The following is a 19,817-nucleotide window of genomic DNA, read 5'->3' on the forward strand; positions in this document are numbered from 1 at the left end:
GAGAGGTGCTTCGAGAGGTGCTTCGAGAGGTGCTTCGAGAGGTGTGGGGGTGGTGCGGGTGAGAGCGAGGGTGACAGTTGAATCGATTTCGCGAAAGGGCTTTCGTGGCGGAGAAGTTGGCAGTCCTGTGAAATTGAGCCGGGGTCTAGAAAGCGCTTGCAGAACCGGGTACGGTCCAGCGCCAGGCCTTGTCGTCTGTGGAGGAGCCGACGAATGAGACGTTTCAACCTCGCCGTCCTGGCGGCGGTGACGCTGAGCACCGGCCTGGCGGCCGTACCGGCCCAGGCGCACGGGACGTACGACGGCCGGCGCCCCCTCGGCGTCGACAACTGCACCGCCACCGCCTGCCACTTCGACGTCCCGCCCGGCACGTACGACGTGAAGGTCCTGCTCGGCGGCGAGGCCGCGTCCAGCACGAGCGTCACGGGTGAGACGCGCCGCGCCCTGCTCCCGGAGACGGCCGCCCCGGCCGGCGAGCGAGTCTCCCGCAGCTTCACCGTGAACGTCCGCACCCCCGAGGGCGAGCCCACCGGCCCCGACGGAACCCCCGGCCTGGACCTGCGACTGGGCGGCTCGGCCCCCGCGCTCGCCGACATCAAGGTCACCCCGGCCGCACGGCACACCCGCCGGATCTTCCTCGTCGGCGACTCCACGGTCTGCGACCAGCCCGGCGACCCGTACTCCGGCTGGGGCCAGCAACTGCCGCAGTACCTCCGCAAGGGCGCGTCCGTCGCCAACTACGCCGACTCCGGCGAGAGCACGGTCACCTATCTCGCCGACTCCCGCCTCTGGGCCACCGTCCAGCCGCAGATCCGCCCCGGCGACCTGGTCCTGATCCAGCTCGCCCACAACGACAAGACGACCGACGAGGCGACCTACCGCGCCAACCTGGAGGCCCTGGTCGCGGGCGTCCGCGAGAAGCACGGCGAGCCGGTCCTCGTCACCCCGATCGTGCGCCGCTGGTTCAACGCCGACGGCACGCTCAACAACGGCACGGCCCTGCTGGTGAACGGCCTCGGCGTGGACCACCCGGCCGTCATCCGCTCGGTCGCCGCCGACCGGAACGTCCCGCTGATCGACCTGACGGCGAAGACCAAGACGCTGGTGGAGGCCCTGGGCGTCGAGGCCTCCAAGGCGCTGTACCTCTACAACGAGAAGCGGGACAACACGCACACCTCGGTGCACGGCGCCACGGTGTACGCGGGCCTCGTCCGTGACGAACTCGTCGCCCGGCATCTGGTGCCAGGGCCTGTCTTTCGGCCCGGCCCGACCTTGCCCGACGGCACCTCTTGAACCAGGGTGTGCGTGCCAGACCCCGCGGCCAGAGCTGGGCCGAAAGACAGGCCCTGGGCCTGGTGCGGGTGGGATGAACTCCTGGGGCGCCCCGACCGGAACCGGGGCGTCCCAGGCCTGAACGGATCCGGCGAGAAAGAGAACCGATGCACCTGCCTCCCGAAGACCCCGCCCTGAGCCCGCGCACCGGCTACACCCGCGCCCACTGGGAGGCGGCCGCCGACGCCCTGCTCACCGCGGTCGAGCCGTACGCCACCGAGGACCGCGCCCTCTACCACTTCCCCGGCGACCGCCAGAGCCGGTCGGGCCGCCTCTCCGACGGCCTGGAGGGCTACGCCCGTACGCTGCTCCTCGCGGCCTTCCGCCGGGACGAGACGGCGTTGGAGCGCTACGCCGACGGCCTCGCGGCCGGCGCCTCGGGTGTCTGGCCCCGCATCGAGGACCGGAGCCAGCCGCTGGTCGAGGCCGCGTCGATCGCCCTCGCCCTGCGGCTGACCCGGCCGCTGCTGTGGGACCGGCTGGACGACTCGGTGCGGCAGCGGGCCGCGGCCTGGCTCGGGGACGGGCTGACCGCGGAAGCCTGGCCCTGCAACTGGGAGCTGTTCCCCGTCACGGTCGGCGGCTTCCTCCAGGAGATCGGGCACGAGGCCGAGGAGTCCCGCAAGGCGATCGACCGGGGACTGGAGCGCATCGAGGACTGGTACGTCGGCGGCGGCTGGTACACGGACGGCGACGGCCGGAAGTACGACTACTACAACGGCTGGGCCATGCACCTCTACCCGGTGCTGCACGCCTGGCTGGCCCAGGACGAACGGCTCCTCGACCTCTACGGCGGCCGGCTCTCCCGGCACCTGGAGGACTACGCCCGCCTCTTCGGCGGCGACGGCGCCCCCCTGCACCAGGGCCGCTCCCTGACCTACCGCTTCGCGACCACGGCCCCCTTCTGGCTCGGCGCCCTCACCGGCCGCACGCCGCTCACCCCGGGCGAGACCCGACGGCTGTCCTCCGGCGCGCTGAAGTACTTCCTGGAGCGGGACGCCGTGGACGAGCACGGCCTGCTGACCCTCGGCTGGCACGGCCCCGACGAGGCCGTCCTGCAGGGCTATTCGGGCCCGGCGTCCCCCTACTGGGCGAGCAAGGGCTTCCTCGGTCTGCTCCTCCCGGCGGACCACGAGGTGTGGACGGCGGTGGAGGAACCCGCCCCCGTCGAGCGCGCGGACGCGGTCACCTCCGTCGCCGCCCCCAACTGGCTGCTGCAGTCCACGCGCGCGGACGGCCTGGTCCGCCTCCACAACCACGGCAGCGAGGACGTCCGCTACGACCCGTACTACACGCGCCTCGCCTACTCGACGGTGACGGCGCCCGCCCCGACGTACGACAACAGCGTGATCGTCGGTGACGATCCGAGCCGTACGGACATCGTGCCGCTGGGCGTGGGGGAGGGCGTGGGCGGCGGCTGGGCGGCCTCGCGGCACTCGGCCGGTGACGGGGCGCGGGTGACGAGCGTGGTGCTCGCGCGGGGGGCCGTGGAGGTGCGGGCCCATCTGGTGGCGGGTGCGGCACCGGGGACGCCGGTCCGGATCACGGGATGGGCCGCGCGGGACGGGGCCCGCGCCGAACTCCGCCCCGTCGCCCGGCTCGACGACGACCTCACTGGCGTCACCGACGCCAAACCCACCCTCTTCGTCGCCCTCGCCCGGCTCACGGCCCAACCGGAACCCGCGCCGCTGGACGACCTGGTGACCGTGCGCGTGGACGACGACGGCGGGCTCCACGTCCGCTGGAACGACGGGCATGCCGTCCGCGTGCGGTTGGCGGACGGCGAGGGCGTCGGCGTGCGGGCCGACGACTGACCTCTCGGTTGGTGATGCCCGCGCGGTCGACTGCTCCGGCGACGGAGGGGGGCCACCAGGCCTCAGGGCTTCAGGGTTTCAGGGCTTCAGACGAGCGATCTGCAGGGTCGTCGTGGTCGGCGACGCGCCGGTGAGGGGCGTCGCGTACGACGGTGTGACGGGCACGGACGCCCAGGTCAGCGTTCCGTCCTTCTGGACCGCGATGTCGCCGGTGATCCGGGTGCCGACGACCTTCGTGGCGCTCTGGAACTTGCCGTTCCAGTCGATGAGCCGGAAGCTCGTGCCCGTGAAGGTCCCGGTGCAGGTGCCGTCCTTGCACTTGGCGTTCTTCAGGGACTCCCAGGACAGCAGCAGCCGGCCCTCGCCGTACGGGGCGAGGCGGACGTTGACGTGCTCCGTGCCCTTGTTGCCGGAGAGGTGGATCGCCTTGCCGGGGCCGGAGTTGTGGTTCTTGAGGAAGGCGACGGCCACCTGGTGGGTGCTCGTCCTCGGGGTGACCGTCCAGCCGCGTCCGCTGGAGTCGTCGGGGTTCTTCCTGGCGGAGGCGGCGCCGCGGGAGGCGAAGGCGGTGGCGTAGCGGCCGGTGGAGGACTTCACCAGGTCGCCGGTCCGGCCGGGATACATGCCGCCGCAGTAGCCCGCCCAGCACTGCTCGCGCTGGACGACCGGGGCGTTGTCGGGCGCGCCGATCCCCGTCGACACGAACAGGCCCGAGCGCCAGTCGTCGAAGCAGAGGGAGGTGAAGGCGCCGGTCTTCTCGGGGTACAGGGCGATCCCCTCGTTGTGGCTGCACCCCCAGCTCCAGCCACCGCTGAGCTTGGCGCCCTTGGCGCTGACGTACGACAGCTTGTCGCCGAAGTGCCCGTCGGCGAAGCCGCCCGCCCCGTGCACGACGAAGTAGGCGCCGTACTTGCTGCCGTTCCAGGTCAGCTGGCCGTCGAGGGTCGGGGAGGTGTCGTTGGAGGAGGTGCCGGTCAGCTTGGTGCGGAAGGTCTGCCTGCCGTTGGTGTAGCGCACGATCGCGGCGGCCGTCTCCTTCCACTTGTTGGTGTCGGAGACCCGGGTGAGCAGCGCGAAGCCGTCGTTGTGCGCGACGATGCCGCCGACCTCCTTGGTGCCCTTGACGACCGTGTCCGTGCCCGAACGCTTGCCGGCCGCGGTCAGCGGGGTGACATGGATGCCGTCCGCCGCGGGCCAGGCGACGCGCAGGGTGCCGTTCGGGGCCACCGCCGTGGCCGTGCGCGTCCACTCACGGGTGTTGTTGTAGCCGGCGGACAGGTAGGGGAACTTGGCCGGCAGGCTCACCGTGGTGCTCGTGGGGGTGAGGCTCGGGGCGGCGCTCGGGGCGGCCGCGGCGGTGGCGTACCACGCTCCCACCAGGGCGGCGGTGGCGGCGAGGCCCGCGATGAGCGGCTTGCGGGCGGCACGGGCCCGGCGATGGCTGGGGGCGCCGGAAGCGGGCGCGGGCGTCGACTGTCCTGCGGAAGTCATGCACTGAGGTCGCCGCCGGAGCCGGGTAGGTTGCTGGAAGTTTCAAGAGTGTGGGCCGGGTCACTTCGGCCGACACCGAAACGACGTGGGCCTAGCGTTTCGAGCATGACCGAAACCGCCCCTCGGACCCCCTCCGCCGCCGTCACCGGCATGGTCGACCACGTCCTCACCCTGGCCGCGACCTGGCCGCACTGGGACGGCCGCCCCGCCCATGTCGACGACCGCGTCCACACCCCGCACAAGGCGATCCGCCGCGTCGCCGATCACCTCATCGACCACCTGGCCGAGCTGGAGGCCAGGCTGGCGGGCGAGGAGCCCCGGCCGGACCAGTGGCACGCCTCCGCCCTCACCGCCGAGGCGGACCTCGCACCCTTCACGACTCAGGACCTGGACGAGGCCCGCAGTCGCCTCACGCGACTCGCCCGCATCTGGGCGAACCGGCTCGACGCACTGAGCGACGACCAGCTCGACCACTCGCCCGGCGAAGGCTGGAGCTTCCGCGAACTCGCCCACCACCTCGAGGGATCCACCTACTACGCCGATGCGGTGGGCGATCTGTCGTGACCCGGTTCGCCGACCTCCACCGAGGAGACGAGCCTCTCCTCCTCCCCAACGCCTGGGACCATGCCTCGGCCAGGGCACTCGCCGACCAGGGGCTTTCGCGCGATCGGCACGACGAGCCTCGGTGTCGCCGCGGCCGCCGGTCTGCCCGACGGGACGTCGGACACCCGCGACGAGACACTGCGGCTCGCGCTCGCCCTCGGCTCCGGTCCGTATCTCCTCTCCGTCGACGCGGAAGCCGGCTACAGCGAAGTCCCGGACGAGGTGGGGGAGTTCGCCCGGGAGCTCGCGGCCGTCGGCGCCGTCGGCATCAATCTGGAGGACCGTCTGGGCTCCGTCGCGCTGCACGCCGCGAAGATCGAGGCCGTCAAGGCGGCGGCACCGGGCCTCTTCGTCAACGCCCGCACCGACACGTACTGGCTGGGCGACGGCGAGCAGACGGCGACCCGCGTCGACGCCTACCAACAGGCGGGCGCCGACGGGGTGTTCGTCCCCGGACTCACCGACCCGGGGGACATCGCCACCCTCGTCGAGCGCCTCGACGTGCCCCTCAACATCCTCTACGCCCCGACCGGCCCGACCCTTCCCCAGCTGGCCGACCTCGGCGTGCGCCGCGTCAGCCTCGGCTCGCTGCTCTACCGGCGGGCGCTGGGTGCGGCTCTGGAAGCGGTCGCGGAGATCCGGGCCGGCCGGAGCCCGCTGGGCACCACCCCGTCGTACGACGAGGTGGACGCGTTCAGTCGCCGTTCCTGTTAGCGTTGACTGTTTCCCGGGTATCAGACCCTTTGGACTCATCACCGGCGAGGGACCGAGGAACCATGACCATGGACATCCCCGGCGACAGGCGACTGGCGGCCGCCGTCGTGATGGACGACAAGCAGCGGGTGCTTCTGGTGCGCCGCAGCGAGAAGGAACGGTTCCTGCCGCGGGTGTGGGGCGTCCCCTGCGGGAAGCTGGAGCCGGGTGAGAGTCCCGAGGACGGCGCCTTGCGTGAGCTGAAGGAAGAGACGGGGCTGCTCGGCGAGATCCTCCGCAAGGTGGGCGAGTCGTCCTTCCTCAGCGACTACCGGGGGCACGAGATCAAGAACTGGCAGGAGAACTTCCTGGTCAGGCCCTTGACCGGCGCGCTCACCCTGCCCGAGCCCGACCAGGACGCCGCATGGCTCGCCCGGGCCGAGCTGACGACCGTCGACATCGACGAGTACAACCTCGACATCGTGCGGCAGGCGTTCACAAACCCCTGAGCCGCTCCGCCAGTTCACGCAGCGCCGCCAGGTAGTCCGGCACCGCCAGCGGCACCTTCGCCACCGCGCCCGGATGTGGGCCCGCCGCCGTGAACACATCGGTGTGATGCCGCCGTTCGGAGCCCGTCTCCAGGAACAGCGTCACCGTCGGCGCGTCCGTGTCGCACCAGGCCCGGTGCAGGGTGTGCGCGGGCAGCGCGTACGAACTGCCCGCCGCGTACTGCCCCGTATGTGTCAGCCGCAGCCGCGCCGGACCGGCCGGCTTCAGCGTCCAGTCCGCCGACCGCTCCGCCAGCGACTCCTCGTACCGAGCGGCCGCCAGACCCCCAGCACGGTCGTCGACCTCGTACAACTCCATGGCCAGTCGGCCCCGTACGACATAGGACGCCAGCGGGGAACGGTGGTTGTGGATGTCCTCCTTGCCGATCGTGCCCGCGCCCGGATGCCATACGTGGGCGCGCAGCATCCGGCGCGGTCCGCCGTCGATCAGCAGCAGCTTGTCGAAGCCGAGGACATGACGGTACGACAGCCGTGCGCAGCCCTCCGGATCGCTCTCCCCTGAGGCCAGTTCGTCGATCAGCTCCAACAGGCGGTCGAGTGCGCCGAGTTCGGCGACGACACGGCGGGCCGCGGCCGCCATGTCGTGCTCGGGCAGCTCACCGTCCAGCGCCCCGGCCAGCAACCGCCGCGCCGCCAGGACCTGCCGACCGCCCATGCACCATCCTCCAACGCCCGCTCATCATCGCCGAGTTCAACCCTCCGGCTGATACATCCATACGGCATGCCCGCGCAGCGCCGAAAGACCTTGATAGGTCATCCACATGGGCCGCCGCAGCTCGGTGCTGTCGCCCAGCCCCCACGACCAGATGCCGTCCGTCTGCCCCGCCCACACCGCGGCGACGGCCCCCTCCAGCCGGACCCGCCACTCGTCCTCCAGCCCGTCCGCGCGGGCGATCTCCAGCGCGCCCGGCGAGAGGAGGGCGCGCGCCAGCCAGGAGGCGGTGAAGTGCCGTACGTTCAGCACCTCGTGGCGTGAGGGGTCGTCGGTGCGTGGGCGGCGTACCTCCTCGTGCAGGTTGTCCAGGTCCGGGCAGGTGTCGTGCGGCGCGTCCGGGCAGGACAGCAGCCAGCGCACGCCGTCCTCGCGGGCGGTCCGGGCCCGGACGGCGCGGGCGTCCGTGTCCTCGCCCATGACCCGGGCCGCCCGGTCGAGGGCGACGACGGCCTGCGCGGTGTGCAGTGGGGACGGTCTGCCGTACGGCGGCTGAAGACGGTAGCCCCAGCAGCGCAGATGCTCACGGCGGGGGTCGCTGATCGCGCCGTCCGTGAGGGCCTCGCGCAGCGTCGGCAGGATCTCGGAGCGGGGCGCGGCACGCAGCAGTCCGCGCAGCACGGTCGTCACGACATGCGTCGACTCCAGCCCGGCGCGGTCGAGTTGCCGGGTGAACGCGCCCGCGCACCGGTCCACCTCAGCGGCCAGCCGCTCGGCCGACGTCCCCGCCCGGGCCAGCGCGCCCAGCACCAGCGCGGTGACCTCCGGGCGCGCCTCGGACCCCTGCGAGCGCGCCGACCAGCCGCCGCCCGGCAGCCGCAGCCGCCACAGCGTGTCCACCAGGTCGCCGGTGCTGAGCCGGCCGTCGGGCACGCCCAGGTCGAGCATGATGTGCAGGCCGTACGCGGTGCCGACCGGGGTGGGCCGGGGCGGCGTGTTCTCGCCGAGGGAGTGCGGCCAGCCGGTCAGCCGCCCGTGCCGCGGGTCCTCCACGACGGAAACCTGGTCGACGAGGGCGTCGTAGGCGGAGGCGAAGACACGGGGGAGCGGGCCGGGCGCCCCAGGCGCCATCGCGGCCGTTCCCACGGCGGGGACCTCCGCGCGCTCCGCCGACGCCGCCGTGCGGGCCCGCAGCAGTGCCGCCGCCAGCCAGGCCGCGACGAAGGTGCTGAGCCCGCTGACCCCGGAGATCAGATACCGGGCGGCCGGACCGTCGATCGAGTCGGGCAGCACACTGAACAGGAACTGGAACACGCCGTACCCGGCCGCCGCCGCCCCGAGGCCGCCGAGCCAGCCGACGAAGCGCGCCGGGGGCGAGCCGTCCGGGGTTTCCTCGTCCGGTGCGGGAGGGGTGGGACCGGGCTGTCGGTCCCTCAAGGGGCCGCGTCCGAGCTGCGGTTGGGACAAGGCGCGCTCCCTCCCCCGGGGTGAAGGCGTGTGACCTCCGCGAAGCTTCCAGTCTAAGTGGTCAGCGTGGCACCTGGGGCGGCTGCCGGTCGCGCTCGCCGCGCGGCCAGTTCACGAGCGCCACGTGCAGTGCGTCGACAGCGCGCCCCCAGGACTCGGCCACCTCCCGGGGAGCGCCGAAGGCCCCGGTGGACTCCAGCGCGCAGTAGCCGTGGAAGGTGCTGCGCAGCAGGCGGACGGCGTCGGTGAGGTCGGGTTCGTCGAGACCGTAGGCGCGGAGCATGCCGTAGGTGATCTCGGCGGTGCGGCGCATCGCGGGGGAGTCGGCGACGAGGGCCTGGTCGATCCGGATCTGGGTCGCCGCGTAGCGGCCCGGGTGCTGGAGGGCGTAGCCCCGGTAGGCGTCGGCGAACGCCTTCAGCGCGTCCTTGCCCGCCCGGCCCGCGACCGCCAGGGCGATCCGGTCGATCATCTCCCCGCCCGCGAGCAAGGCGATCCGTGTCCTGAGGTCCTGAAGGTTCCGGACATGCGAGTAGAGGCTCGCGTCCTTCACGCCGAAGTGCCGCGCCAGAGCCGACAGACTGACCCTCTCGAAGCCGGCCTCATCGGCCAGGTCCGCGGCGGCCGAGGTGATGCGGTCGGCGGTGAGACCCGCTCGGGGCATGAGGTGACCTCCGTTGCTGTGAGCGCTAGCCTATAACCTAGGGTGTTTAGGAAGCTCGGTCCTGTCGCATCAGCGACGGCAGCCCGGTCAACACACCCCAGCCCGCCGCACCGGCCGCCAGCAGGGCCGCCGGCCAGCCCGCCCCGGCGGCGAGCGCCAGACCGCCGACCACAGCGGCGGCGAGCAGGGCGAGGGTGAGGGCGACCAGAGTGCGGACATCGAAGAGCGGCATGTTGTGTCCTTCCCGTACGTCTCGGGGCAGTCGCCCCCGAGGGATCCGTACGGCCAGCCTCCGGCCCCGCGAACCCTTCCGGCGGCAATGGCGAACGACTCCGAACGACCACGAACGATCGACGAGATCCCCGAACTCGCGGGCGTGGCTACGCTGATGACGAACCGTCGGCATCCGCGTGTCAGGGGAGACACATGGCCACTCCGCAGGGCACCCCCGAACCACTGCTCCGCTTCTGCGGCACTCTGCGGGAACTGAAATTCGTCTCGGGAGCGCCCTCGCTCGGCGACCTGAAACGGCGTATGCCCTCACGGCCCGCCGCCAGCACGCTCAGTCCCCTGCTGGCCGGGAAGATCCGACGTGCCCCGCGCTGGGAACTCGTGCGCGAACTCGTCACCGCCTGCCAGGAGCACGCGAAAGCGGTCGGCATCGACCTCCCCGAGGACCTCGGCTCGGTGACGGCCTGGCGCCGACGCCATGACGAACTGGTCCGGGCCCTGGACGGTTCGGCACTCCAGCAGTCGCCCGGCGAAACCGGCGAGCTGCTGCGCCTCACCGCGTCCGGACGGCCACCCGTCCTCGGTGAACTGACCGACACCGAACTGGGGGTGGCCCCGCCCCTGCCCGGTGCGGACGCCGGATACATCGCCCGGGGCGACTTCGACGAGGAGATGCGCAGCATGCTCTCCCTCGACGGCCCGCCTTATCCGTATGTCCTCGCGTACGGCGAGGATCGCGCGGGCAAGACCCGGTCGGCCGTCGAGGCGCTGCGCGCGGAGTTCGCCGCCGACACACCGGTGCTGATCCCGCACACCGCCGCCGCGCTGTCCCGGCTGCGCTCCTGCGCGCAGGCACTGGGCCGCCTCGGGACACCGGCCGTGCTCTGGCTGGACGATCTGGCGGAAGCCGACCTGGAGGGGCTGACGCCCGAACTGCTGGACTGGCTCTCCGGCTGGGCTGTGACGGCCGGAACCATCTCGGCGCGCCGATGCGGGGCGATTCTGGAGGAGACCGCACCCGACGGTGCCGCCGCCCGAGCCGCGCTGAGCATGGCGTGTCTCGTGCATCTGCCGCTCGAACTCGGCGACGCCGAGCGCGCCCAGGCCGCCTGGCACTTCGCGGACGGTGCCGCGCCCAGGAGCTTCGCCGAGGTGGTGGAAGCCGCGCAGCCCCGCGAGATGCTGCTGCGGCTCAATACCGCCCGGTCCGCCAACCCGGTCGGCGTCGCCGTGGTCCGGGCCGCTGTGGACTGTCACCGGGCCGGACTCGACCGGGGGCTGACCCGCGACGAACTGCTCCAACTGCTCCGGCCGTACCTGACCGCGCTCGGCGTCCCCATGACCACGGAGGACGGGTTCGAGCAAGGACTGGCCTGGGCCCGGGACCCGGTCGTGGGGGGCCGTGCGCTGCTCCAGCCCTCGGCTCCCGAGGCGGGTGCGGACCGCTGGCAGACCGCGCCGGAGCTGGTCGGCGAGGCCGACTCCGGTCCCGTCCCCGGCTTCCTCTGGCCGGCGCTGCTGGAACTGGCCACCTCCGAGGAGGCGTTGGACATCGGCTACCAGGCTTGGCGGCGGGACGTCCCGGTCTACGCGGCCGCCGCCTTCACCAGGGCCATGGAGGACGAGGAGAACCGGCCGGTCGCCCTGCTGTGGCTCGGGAAGGCGAAGCGGCTGCTCGGCGCGAACTCCGGCGCCAAGGAGGCCTTCCGGCAGCTCATCGCGACCGGGGACGCCGAGAACCGGGCACAAGCCGCCCTGGAACTCGGCGCGTTGCTGAAGGACGAAGGGGACACCGCCGGTGCCGAGGAGGCATGGCGCCGGGCGGCGGCGGACGGGGACGTGAAGCGCCTCGCACCGATCGCCCGCTTCCAGCTGGCCATGATGCTGGTGCACGAAGACGCGGACAGGGGGGACATCGAGGCCCTCTTCCGCGAGGTCGCCACGAGCGGACACACCGATCTCGCTCCGAGGTCGTGGGCCCTGCTCGCGGGGCTGTGTCAGGACCGCGGTGATCTGCCGGGTGCCCTGGAGGCCTGGGAACGGGCCGCGGAGTGGGATCACCCCGAGGTGACGGCGCTGAGGGAGACTTCGGTCCCCGATCTCAACCAGCGCATCGTGGAGCTGGCGGAGGCGCACCGCGGTGGAACCGCGCCCCGGACCGCCGGGGAACTGCTGGAACAGGCCGACCGACTCAGGGATCTGGAGGACTGGACGGGAGCGCTGGCCGCCTTCCGCGCCGCCGCGGACTGCGAGGATCCGGACGTACGAGCCCAGGCGCTGCTCGGCGCGGCCTTGATCCAGCGGGGGCAGGGGCAACTCGGTCAGGCGTGTGCGGACTTCGAGGCCGTCGCGGAGTGCGGTGTGCCCAGCCATGCGGCCAAGGCGCTGCTGGAACTCGGCGTGATCCTGGACGGGGAAGGAGACGTGCCGGGGGCGTACCGGGCGTGGTCGAGGGCCGTGGAGACGGGCGTGGTCGACGAGGCGGACATCGCCGCACTCAACCTCGGCCTGCTGGAGGTGGGGCGCGGGCGTGACGACGCGGCGGAGACGGCCTTCCGCCGAGCGGTGCGGTCTCGGAATCCGAGGATCCGCGCGAAGGCCGCGCTGAACCTGGCAGTCCTGCACGACGCGTTCGGGGCCGAGCACGAGTCGGTGGACGACTGGTACCGCATGGCCATCGGGACCGAGGACCCGGAGTTCATGCCGCAGGCCGCCATCGCCCTGGGCGGCCGCCTGATCGGACGGGGTCTGCGGGCCGAGCCGAAGCGGCTGCTGGCCATGGCGATGGGCGCCGACGACCCCACGGAGAAGGCGCGGGCGACCATGTTCCTGGGGGCGCTCCACGACCTCGACGACGACGTGGACCGCGCGGCGGCCCTGTACCGCCAGGCCATGGAACTGAGGCACCCGGACCACTCCGTCGAGGCCGAGCTGTACCTCGGGCGGCTCTGTCTGCGCACCCATCGCGACGATGCGGCCCGCTGGCACCTCCGGGCGGCCCTGGAGGCCGGGCACGCCGAGCACTCACCCGAGGCGGGGCTGCTGCTCGCGCAGATCCACCAGGGGTACGGCGACCTCGACGAGGCCGAACTGCTGCTGGCGCAGCTGGTGGAGACAGGCCATGAGGAGGTGGCCCCCGAGGCGGCGGGGCTGCTCGGCGACCTGCTCGCGGACCGCGGTCGTACCGAGGAGGCCCGGCGGGTGTGGGCAGGGGTGGCCGCGGCGGGCCGGGAACCGGAAGCGGGCATCGCTCGCACCCGGCTCGCGGCACCCGACGGCGACTGAGTCCGCGGCGGGCTCAGACCGCCCCCGTCTTCACCGGTCCGGTCTCGTACGCCGGCACCACCGCCCGCGCCCGGTAGCGGAGCGTCAGCTTCGCGAAAGCCGGTGCACGCGGGATCAGCCGGAAGCCGGTCTGTCGTCTCGTCCCTCGGCGTCTTCGACACCGTCGTCCTCAACGCCCGTGACCGCAGGCGGACTTGGGCATGCTGAAGTCGATCGACATGACACCGCGGCAGGTCACGGTGATGACGGTGACGTCGATGGCCGTCCTCGGCGTGATCGGCTCCCTGCTCGGCATCCCACTGGGCGTGGCCGGCTACCACCTCGTGATCCCGCGGATGGCGGATGGCGGATGGCGGATGGCGGACGCGTCGACATCACCCTGCCCGCGTACCTGACGGACGTGTGGCAGGCCCCGGCCCTGGCCGGGCTCGGCCTCGCGGGGTCGGTGGTCGCGGCGCTGGGGGCGTTGGTTCCGGCGCGGCGGGTGGGGCGGCTGACGGTCGCGGAGGCGTTGCGCAGCGAGTAGCCGGCAGCGGGCGAGGGGCCGTGGTCAGCAGCGCTTGCCGTCGGTCACCACCAGCGCCACGTCCTCGGCCCGTACGCGCAGGGAGTGGCGGGCGGTGTCCTCGCCGCGAGCCGGGTCGGGGTCCCAGAGCCAGAGGGTGTCACCGTTCGCGCGGAAGGAGAGGACCGGATGCCCGGTCGGTACGGGTCCGTTGATGACGGAGATCTTCGGGCTCAGGGGCTCGACGCAGACGAGTTCGCCGTCGAGGCCGAAGTAGGCGGCGGGGCGTCGGCCGGCGGCGGCCGCGTCCACGGCGCGGTCGGCGGCCTGGTCCACGTCGTCCAGCGCGATGTCCACCACCGTCAGCAGCATGACCAGGCCCACCAGGGGCAGGACCCAGCGGAGGAATCCGGTGACACCCGTCTGCACGTTGAAGTGCCGGGCCCAGCCGGCGAGCGCGACAAGGACGAGCAGACAGGCCGTGGTGGTGGCCAGCGGCTTGAACGCCACGGCGTACTGCCAGTAGAAGCCCACGTGCACCGTGCCGGCGGGGATCCCGAAGTAGTCCTCCAGATACACGGCGTGCAGGAACGAACCCACCCACGGCACGACGAACGGCAGCGGCGCGGCGAGGACGGGGAGGAACCACTGCACGTTGCGGCTGAACCAGGATTCACTCAGCGCGTACCACAGGCCGAACACCGTGAGGCCGATCCCCAGCGTCGTGCCGAACCCGGCGAGTAACCCGGCCGCCCCTGTGTCCTGGGCGTCCGCCCAGAGGAAACTGATGACCGTCAGGCCGCCGGTGATGACCGCACCGCAGCCCAGCCTCACGAGTTTCGGGCGGGGCTCGTTCGAGGTCACCCACGCGCCCACCGGCCGGCAGAGCGCGGCCGGTACGGCGGTCGCCAGCAGCCGCCACGGGGACGTGAAGGCGGCGAGCACGATGCCGCACGCGACGCTGACGAGTACCACCAGGCAGGCCAGTGCGATGGTGGCCGGGTCCCGATGCGCCTCGGTCGACCCGGTACCGGCCCGGGGCCCGATCGCCCGGCGTATGTCGTGCGCGTCGGGGTCGAACGGCGGACCGCCGAGGTTGCGCGCCGCCAACTCGGCGAGCACCTGCTCCCGTTGCTCGTCGGAGTACGCGCCGCGCAGCTGCAGGGTGTGCCGTACGTCCAGGCCACCGACGGCCACCCAGTGCTCGGCCAGCCACCGCACCACGGGGCTCGCGTCGCCCGGCACCCTGCGGTGTACGTGGTAAATGGTGTGCTGGTCAACGGACTTGGGCGGAATGAGCTTGCTCTCGCGCACCCACAGATCGAGCTTCCGTCTCTTGGCGACCGCAGTGAGCTGCTCGACCGCCGTCGACCTCGCGGTCCAGCGGGAGCCGTGGACGGGTATCTCGACGACCAGCCCGGCGTAGCCCTCCTCGACGGTGACCGAGTCACCGTCCCGCGCGGGCCGCACCCCCCACCCCTGAGCGCCGAACACCCCGGTCGCCAGCTCCAGTTCGTCCTGGTCGTCACGGACCTCGACGACCAGGCGAACCCTGCGGTTGAACGGTCCCTGTACCTCCGGTGTCACCGGCGAAGTTTCGCATACGGCGCCGATCAGCCGACCGGCGCGTACAGCACCCCCAGCTTGTCGACCTCGTCACCGGCCCGCCCCGTGAACCCGGCGATCTGCCAACCGGACGGTGCCGTGAAGGTCTTGGTGTCCGACGTCGCCGTACCGGCCGACAGGGTACGGCCCTTGTCGGTGGTGAAACTCGCCGAGAAGATCCGCGTACGCCCGTCCTTCTGGCCCTGCGTCAGCTTTACGGCGGTGAGGTGCTCCCCGGAGGCCAGCGTCAGGGACGTCGCCGTGCCGCCCGTACCGCCGTGGGTGAGGGCCGTGCCGCCGTCGTGCGTGAGGGACACCGCGTCCAGGCGGGAGCCGCCGCGCAGGGTCAGGGTGCGCGGGGACACCGAGGCCGGCAGGTCGTCGGCGTCGTTGAAGGCCGTGCCGTGCGGGCCGCCGAAGAAGTCACTCGCCTTCAGGGCCGGGTTGAGGGTGTAGGAGAAGTCGACCGTGTGCGGGAAGTGGTCGGACAGGTTGCCGCCCGCGGAGTCAAGGAACGACGCCCACTCGTTGTTGTAGCGGGTGGCGTCCAGCGTCAGCAGCTTGCTGCCACGGTAGAGGACCTTGTCGACGACCTCGCAGCCGTTCGTCGGCGCCGTCGTCGGGCACAGCAGCGCGTCCGCGCCCTGCGTCGGCCGGACACCGCCCTTGGCCAGCTTCACCCACGCGTCCGTCAGGCCGTTCTCGTCGGCGAGGGTGCGGATGTTGTCGCCGCTGCGGGTATACCGGGTGTTGGTGTCACCCATGACGATGACCGCGTTCCCGGCCGAGTTCGCCTGGATGAAGTCCGACAGCTGCTCGACGTTCGCGCGGCGGGCGGCCAGCGCGTCGTCCGTGTCGTCGGCGTTGGTGTGGACGTTGTAGAGGTCCACGAAGACCCCCTCGGCGAGGCGGAGCCGGGCGAGCGAGAAGCCCTTGGGCGTCAGGCAGTTGGTGCCGGTGCAGTCGTTCCACTTCACCCGCTCGAAGTCCTCGAAGGGGTGGTCCGAGAGGGTGTTGAGACCGTCGCCGAAGGGCACGCCGCCGCTGGTCGCGGTGCGGTACGGGTGGTTGTCACCCGCGTACAGGGCCGCGTGGTAGTTGAAGTCCTCCTGCACGTTCACGATGTCGTACGCCGCCAGCCGCGGCGAGATCAGCGGGGTGTTCGTCTCCGGATTGCCGGAACTCAGACCTTCCGGGAGGCCCGCGACGTTGTACGTCAGCACGTTGAAGGTGCCGCTGGAGGCGGCCGCCGCGGGCGTCGATCCGGTGGTGGCGAGGCCGGTGACGGCCAGGGCCGCGGCCGCGAGCGTGCCGATCAGTCTTCTCATGGTGGGGGCGTCTCCGATGAGTGACGAAGAAGATGAGCGCTGTTCAGTTTCGATGTCAACCAGAGTGACGTACAAGGGCTGTCGGGGAAACAGTGAAGGACGGGCACTGCCGCAGCGAGCCCGTCCGGCAAGTCGGTCCAGGCGGCCTTAAGTCGGTCCAGGCGGCCTGCGCACCGTGCTCACGCGCCACCCACGCAGCACCCGGCGCAGCGCGCTGGGTGGCGCGCGGGTGGCGTGCGCTTCAGTGCTTCCGGGAGGCGGAACATCCTGCTGCTGCGGGAGCCTCGATCCGCGTTCCCCGAGATGAGTGCGCGTTGCGCTCACTCAGGGAGGTGGAGGGGGAACATGGCGCGAAACTCGCAGCATCTGAGGATCAAGGTGCTGCTGTTCATGGGGTTCGTGGCGATCGGGGTGGTCATCGGGGTCGCCGTGTACGTCGGCTTCACCATGGGGGGCGGGCAGGGCCGGGGGGCTTCGGGGGAGCCGGGCGGCGGACGGGACGATTCGACGTTGGTGAACGTCCTGCCGCTCCTCGCGGCCGTGATCAGCTCGATCATCACGCCCCTCCTCACCCGACTCCTCGGCACCCCCTCGGAGAACCCGGCGGACCGGGTCCCCCTGGCCGCGGAGGCCCTCGCCCGGAAGGTGCGCGGCGAGCGCAAGGCGGAGGCCCGGCTGCGCCGGTTGCAGGACCCCGCCCCGATGGACATCCGCTGGACGCGCGGCGACGTCTGTCTCTCCGACCACCGGCACAACGTGCCCGACGACGCGACACTCGCCGGAGCGCCGGAGGGCCACGGCGGCGTCGCCGAACTGGCGGCCGCCTTCGCCGCCCATCCGCACCGCCGCGTGGTCGTCCTGGGGCCGGCCGGATCCGGCAAGAGCGTCCTGGCCAACCGAGTCACGCTCGCGTACCTGGAACGAAGGGAGAGAGGCCGGGCCGTACCGGTGATCCTCCCGATCGCCTCGTGGGACGTACGGCGTGACGGTCTGACGGACTGGATCGTGCGCTGCCTGGTCGCCCAGTACGAGATGCTGGGCATGACCGCCCCCGCCGAGGACGTGGCGCGCGAACTGCTGGACCGCGAGCTGATCCTCCCGGTCCTGGACGGGTTCGACCAACTGCCCGAATCCGTCAGGTCGTTGGCCATGCGGCGGCTGAACGCCGAGCTCGACGAGAGCGTGCCGTTGCTGCTCACCAGCCGACCGGACGCCTACGCGGCCACGGTCGCGTCGACGGACGTGCTGACCGCGGCCACCGTGCTCGAACTCCTCCCCGTCCCGCTGGAGACCGCCTGCGCGTATCTGGCGTCCGGCGCCCCTCCGCTGCGCAACGCCGACGGAGAGCTGGAGACCGTCTGGGCGCCGGTCGTCCACCGGCTCCGCCACGATCCCGAGCGGACACCCGCCGCCGCGCTGCGCACCGTCCTCGGTTCCCCGCTCATGATCGCCATGGCCCGGCAGGTCTGCGACGGCTCGCGCGAGGACCCCGACCGGAATCCGGCCGTGCTGCTGGAGGATCGCTTCAGCACACCGGAACGCATCGAGCGCCATCTCCTCGACGCCTATGTACCGGCCGTCTACGGCCCCTCCTCGGGCGCCCCCTGGACGGCCCGCAAGGCACGGCGTCAGCTCGGGTTCCTGGCCCGGCACGCCCGGGGCCACGGCGGCGGCACCATCGCCTGGTGGCGGCTGGAGGCCGAACTCCCTTGGCCAGTGCGGTGGTTCGGACCCCCGCTGCTCGCGTCGGTCTGCTCCGGGGCGCTGCTGGCCCTGCTGGCTCCGGCCCTGTCCGAGGACGCCTTCGAGACGTACTTCGGCGCCAAGCCCGCATCGCTGCTCTTCCCGCCGGCCGCGATCTTCTGGATCGTCGGGTTCGGCCTGACCCTCGCGATCCTCTCCTACGACCGTCCGAGCTGGACGGACAGTGAACGGCGACGCCGGTCGACGGGCCGCCGGGCGCTGCTGGTGACGACCCTCGTCGCGCTCGAAGCGCTCCACACGTGGCAGTCCGCCGAGCAGATGCCGGAGCAGGTGTGCCAGGAGACCCGCCAACTGAGCCTGGGCGTCACCGCGGCGCTGCTCGTCGCCTTCTTCGACGCACGCCGGACCGCGCAGCCCGTCACACTCCCCGGACGCGACAACGTCACGGTGATCGTGCGATGGCTCGGCCGGGGGCTGCTGTTGGGCGCGGCGCTGGGGGCACCGACCGGAGCGCTGACCTGTCTCCTCAACACCTGCCTGGACCAGGGCCGGGACCCGGGGTGGTCCGCCGGGCTCGCACTCGGCTCGGGTGCGCTCATCGGCGGCTTCATCGGCTGCGTCGCGGTGCTCGCGATGTCCGTCTTCCACGCCGGCGCACGCACGGTCGACGTCCAGGCGGTGCCCTCCCCGGAACGGAGCCTGACCCAGGACCGCAGGACGGCCCTCGTACGGGCCGTCCTGGTCGCCCTCCTCTCCTCACTGCTCCTGCTCGCCGCCCGCCTGCCGAGGGCCGCCGAGGCAGGCGGCATCGAGCAGATCTGCGGCCTTCTGTGGCTGTCCCTGGCCCCGGCCACCCTGGCCCTGAGCGCCTGGGGCCGGTTCCTCACCGCACGGGTGTGGTTCGGGCTCACCGGACGCCTGCCCTGGCGACTGCTGACCTTCCTGAAGGACGCGCACGCACGCGGTGTGCTGCGTCAGACGGGCGCGCTGTACCAGTTCCGCCATCTGCGGCTCCAGGAGCGCCTGTCCGCACGGCCTCCGGGGCGGGGGTGAGCACAAGAGGTCATCCGTTCACTCCCGCGTAGTGCCCCAGCGCCCACCGCCACAGCCACCGCGCCCCCAGATACGCCACCAGCCCCAGCAGGGGCGAGGACGCCGCCAGCCAGTACGGAACGGACGTGTCGTGGCCCGTGAGGACCGCGGCCGGGAAGTACGCGACGAAGGCGAGGGGGAGGGCGAAGGTGAGGAAGCCGCCGACCGCCCTGGGCAGGACGTTCAGCGGGTAGCTGCCGAAGGTGCCGAGGAGCTCCTCCAGCCAGCGGCCCCAGTAGTCGGCGGCGGGGTAGCGCAGGCACGCGGCGGCCACGGCCGTGAACAGGGCCGCCTCCAGGAGCATCCCGCCGATCACCGCGGCGATCAGGTAGGAGACCTGGCCCGCCGACCAGTCCAGGGTGCTGCGGCTGAGCGCGCCCACCATCAGACCCGCGGCGACCGTGAGGTCGCCGATCGCGTTGGTCGGGAAGTAGGCGAGCTGGACCTGCCGGTGGACCGGCATCGGGCGGAGGAGATAGATGTCGATCTTCCCCTCCTGGACCTGGCGGCCGATGAAGTGCACACGCCCCAGCAGGAGCACGAACAACCCGTGCGCCAGCATCCGGATCGCCGGGATCAGCAGCACGTCCGAGCTGTTCCAGCCGCCCATCCCGGTGAACCGGGCCAGCAGCACCGTCGCGAACACGATCACCGACATCTGCCAGATCGCGCCGATCGCGATGTTCAGCAGGAACTCGGTGCGGTACTCCATGGAGGAGCGGATGTTGAGCAGCGAGATGCGCCAGACGAGGCGCAGGGACTTCACGGCTTTCGACGACATC

The 19,817-nt window shown here is 72.1% G+C and carries 16 protein-coding genes and 1 pseudogene; 9 read left to right on the top strand and 8 right to left on the bottom strand.

The features are described 5' to 3' along the window. Positions 1-213 precede the first annotated feature (213 nt). Together ABIE67_RS36365 and ABIE67_RS36370 are read left to right on the top strand one after the other, a co-directional pair. Positions 214-1,293: a rhamnogalacturonan acetylesterase gene (locus tag ABIE67_RS36365; RefSeq protein WP_370265796.1), complete on the top strand. Its 1,080-nt coding sequence runs from the start codon at positions 214-216 to the stop codon at positions 1,291-1,293. A gap of 146 nt (positions 1,294-1,439) precedes the next feature. Beyond that, positions 1,440-3,146 (top strand): DUF2264 domain-containing protein, encoded by a 1,707-nt coding sequence (locus tag ABIE67_RS36370; protein ID WP_370265797.1) that lies wholly within the window; start codon positions 1,440-1,442, stop codon positions 3,144-3,146. A gap of 78 nt (positions 3,147-3,224) precedes the next feature. Here the strand turns inward: ABIE67_RS36370 and ABIE67_RS36375 are convergent, their stop codons facing one another. After that, positions 3,225-4,637, bottom strand: coding sequence for a hypothetical protein (locus tag ABIE67_RS36375; protein ID WP_370265798.1), 1,413 nt, complete (start codon positions 4,635-4,637; stop codon positions 3,225-3,227). A gap of 105 nt (positions 4,638-4,742) precedes the next feature. Here ABIE67_RS36375 and ABIE67_RS36380 point away from each other — a divergent pair, with 105 nt between their 5' ends. The 3 genes and pseudogenes from ABIE67_RS36380 to ABIE67_RS36390 all read left to right on the top strand — a co-directional run bounded on the left by ABIE67_RS36380 (position 4,743) and on the right by ABIE67_RS36390 (position 6,442). Continuing rightward, positions 4,743-5,201 (top strand): hypothetical protein, encoded by a 459-nt coding sequence (locus tag ABIE67_RS36380; protein WP_370265799.1) that lies wholly within the window; start codon positions 4,743-4,745, stop codon positions 5,199-5,201. Next, positions 5,198-5,954, top strand: a pseudogene (locus ABIE67_RS36385) (isocitrate lyase/phosphoenolpyruvate mutase family protein). Before ABIE67_RS36380 ends, ABIE67_RS36385 begins: the two are co-directional and overlap by 4 nt. 62 nt (positions 5,955-6,016) lie before the next feature. Continuing rightward, on the top strand, positions 6,017-6,442 hold the full coding sequence (locus tag ABIE67_RS36390) for an NUDIX hydrolase (RefSeq protein WP_370265800.1): 426 nt from the start codon (positions 6,017-6,019) through the stop codon (positions 6,440-6,442). On the opposite strand, the gene ABIE67_RS36395 is transcribed toward ABIE67_RS36390, so the two are convergent. The 4 genes from ABIE67_RS36395 to ABIE67_RS36410 form a co-directional block, all read right to left on the bottom strand. After that, the gene (locus ABIE67_RS36395; protein WP_370265801.1) at positions 6,429-7,157 is read right to left on the bottom strand and encodes a hypothetical protein; all 729 of its coding nucleotides are present in this window, start codon (positions 7,155-7,157) and stop codon (positions 6,429-6,431) included. The two genes, ABIE67_RS36390 and ABIE67_RS36395, sit on opposite strands and share 14 nt — an antisense overlap. A gap of 36 nt (positions 7,158-7,193) precedes the next feature. Beyond that, positions 7,194-8,621: a hypothetical protein gene (locus ABIE67_RS36400; RefSeq protein WP_370265802.1), complete on the bottom strand. Its 1,428-nt coding sequence runs from the start codon at positions 8,619-8,621 to the stop codon at positions 7,194-7,196. 61 nt (positions 8,622-8,682) lie between these two features. Further along, positions 8,683-9,285: a TetR/AcrR family transcriptional regulator gene (locus ABIE67_RS36405; protein WP_370265803.1), complete on the bottom strand. Its 603-nt coding sequence runs from the start codon at positions 9,283-9,285 to the stop codon at positions 8,683-8,685. A gap of 46 nt (positions 9,286-9,331) precedes the next feature. After that, the gene (locus ABIE67_RS36410; protein ID WP_370265804.1) at positions 9,332-9,517 is read right to left on the bottom strand and encodes a hypothetical protein; all 186 of its coding nucleotides are present in this window, start codon (positions 9,515-9,517) and stop codon (positions 9,332-9,334) included. 194 nt (positions 9,518-9,711) lie between these two features. Here ABIE67_RS36410 and ABIE67_RS36415 point away from each other — a divergent pair, with 194 nt between their 5' ends. The 3 genes from ABIE67_RS36415 (at position 9,712) to ABIE67_RS36425 (ending at position 13,327) form a co-directional block, all read left to right on the top strand. Further along, positions 9,712-12,801, top strand: a complete 3,090-nt coding sequence (locus tag ABIE67_RS36415; protein WP_370265805.1) for a hypothetical protein — start codon at positions 9,712-9,714, stop codon at positions 12,799-12,801. A gap of 200 nt (positions 12,802-13,001) precedes the next feature. Then, complete coding sequence (locus ABIE67_RS36420) at positions 13,002-13,196, top strand: hypothetical protein (protein ID WP_370265806.1); 195 nt, start codon at positions 13,002-13,004, stop codon at positions 13,194-13,196. Positions 13,197-13,201: 5 nt separating this feature from the next. After that, entirely contained in the window at positions 13,202-13,327 is a 126-nt protein-coding gene (locus ABIE67_RS36425; protein WP_370265807.1) for a hypothetical protein, read from the top strand. Between the two features lie 24 nt (positions 13,328-13,351). Here the strand turns inward: ABIE67_RS36425 and ABIE67_RS36430 are convergent, their stop codons facing one another. Further along, positions 13,352-14,893, bottom strand: a complete 1,542-nt coding sequence (locus ABIE67_RS36430) for a hypothetical protein (RefSeq protein ID WP_370265808.1) — start codon at positions 14,891-14,893, stop codon at positions 13,352-13,354. A gap of 26 nt (positions 14,894-14,919) precedes the next feature. Further along, positions 14,920-16,239 (bottom strand): jacalin-like lectin, encoded by a 1,320-nt coding sequence (locus ABIE67_RS36435; protein ID WP_370265809.1) that lies wholly within the window; start codon positions 16,237-16,239, stop codon positions 14,920-14,922. Between the two features lie 345 nt (positions 16,240-16,584). Between ABIE67_RS36435 and ABIE67_RS36440 the strand changes: the two genes are divergently transcribed. Next, positions 16,585-18,996 carry an NACHT domain-containing protein gene (locus tag ABIE67_RS36440; protein WP_370265810.1) on the top strand — a complete coding sequence of 804 codons (2,412 nt, stop codon included), beginning with the start codon at positions 16,585-16,587 and terminating at the stop codon, positions 18,994-18,996. Positions 18,997-19,006: 10 nt separating this feature from the next. Here the strand turns inward: ABIE67_RS36440 and ABIE67_RS36445 are convergent, their stop codons facing one another. Continuing rightward, positions 19,007-19,816: an ABC transporter permease gene (locus tag ABIE67_RS36445; protein WP_370265811.1), complete on the bottom strand. Its 810-nt coding sequence runs from the start codon at positions 19,814-19,816 to the stop codon at positions 19,007-19,009. Between the last annotated feature and the right edge of the window lies 1 nt (position 19,817).

Origin of the sequence: Streptomyces sp. V4I8 (assembly GCF_041261225.1) — a bacterium.
Classification (GTDB): Bacteria; Actinomycetota; Actinomycetes; order Streptomycetales; family Streptomycetaceae; genus Streptomyces.

Bases quoted from the DNA above. Each gene is read 5' to 3' on its own strand.
- ABIE67_RS36365 (WP_370265796.1), top strand. From the start codon at position 214: ATGAGACGTTTCAACCTCGCCGTCCTGGCGGCGGTGACGCTGAGCACC.
- ABIE67_RS36380 (WP_370265799.1), top strand. From the start codon at position 4,743: ATGACCGAAACCGCCCCTCGGACCCCCTCCGCCGCCGTCACCGGCATG.
- ABIE67_RS36420 (WP_370265806.1), top strand. From the start codon at position 13,002: ATGCTGAAGTCGATCGACATGACACCGCGGCAGGTCACGGTGATGACG.
- ABIE67_RS36370 (WP_370265797.1), top strand. From the start codon at position 1,440: ATGCACCTGCCTCCCGAAGACCCCGCCCTGAGCCCGCGCACCGGCTAC.
- ABIE67_RS36390 (WP_370265800.1), top strand. From the start codon at position 6,017: ATGACCATGGACATCCCCGGCGACAGGCGACTGGCGGCCGCCGTCGTG.
- ABIE67_RS36435 (WP_370265809.1), bottom strand. From the start codon at position 16,239: ATGAGAAGACTGATCGGCACGCTCGCGGCCGCGGCCCTGGCCGTCACC.
- ABIE67_RS36375 (WP_370265798.1), bottom strand. From the start codon at position 4,637: ATGACTTCCGCAGGACAGTCGACGCCCGCGCCCGCTTCCGGCGCCCCC.
- ABIE67_RS36410 (WP_370265804.1), bottom strand. From the start codon at position 9,517: ATGCCGCTCTTCGATGTCCGCACTCTGGTCGCCCTCACCCTCGCCCTG.
- ABIE67_RS36395 (WP_370265801.1), bottom strand. From the start codon at position 7,157: ATGGGCGGTCGGCAGGTCCTGGCGGCGCGGCGGTTGCTGGCCGGGGCG.
- ABIE67_RS36445 (WP_370265811.1), bottom strand. From the start codon at position 19,816: ATGTCGTCGAAAGCCGTGAAGTCCCTGCGCCTCGTCTGGCGCATCTCG.
- ABIE67_RS36405 (WP_370265803.1), bottom strand. From the start codon at position 9,285: ATGCCCCGAGCGGGTCTCACCGCCGACCGCATCACCTCGGCCGCCGCG.
- ABIE67_RS36440 (WP_370265810.1), top strand. From the start codon at position 16,585: ATGGCGCGAAACTCGCAGCATCTGAGGATCAAGGTGCTGCTGTTCATG.
- ABIE67_RS36415 (WP_370265805.1), top strand. From the start codon at position 9,712: ATGGCCACTCCGCAGGGCACCCCCGAACCACTGCTCCGCTTCTGCGGC.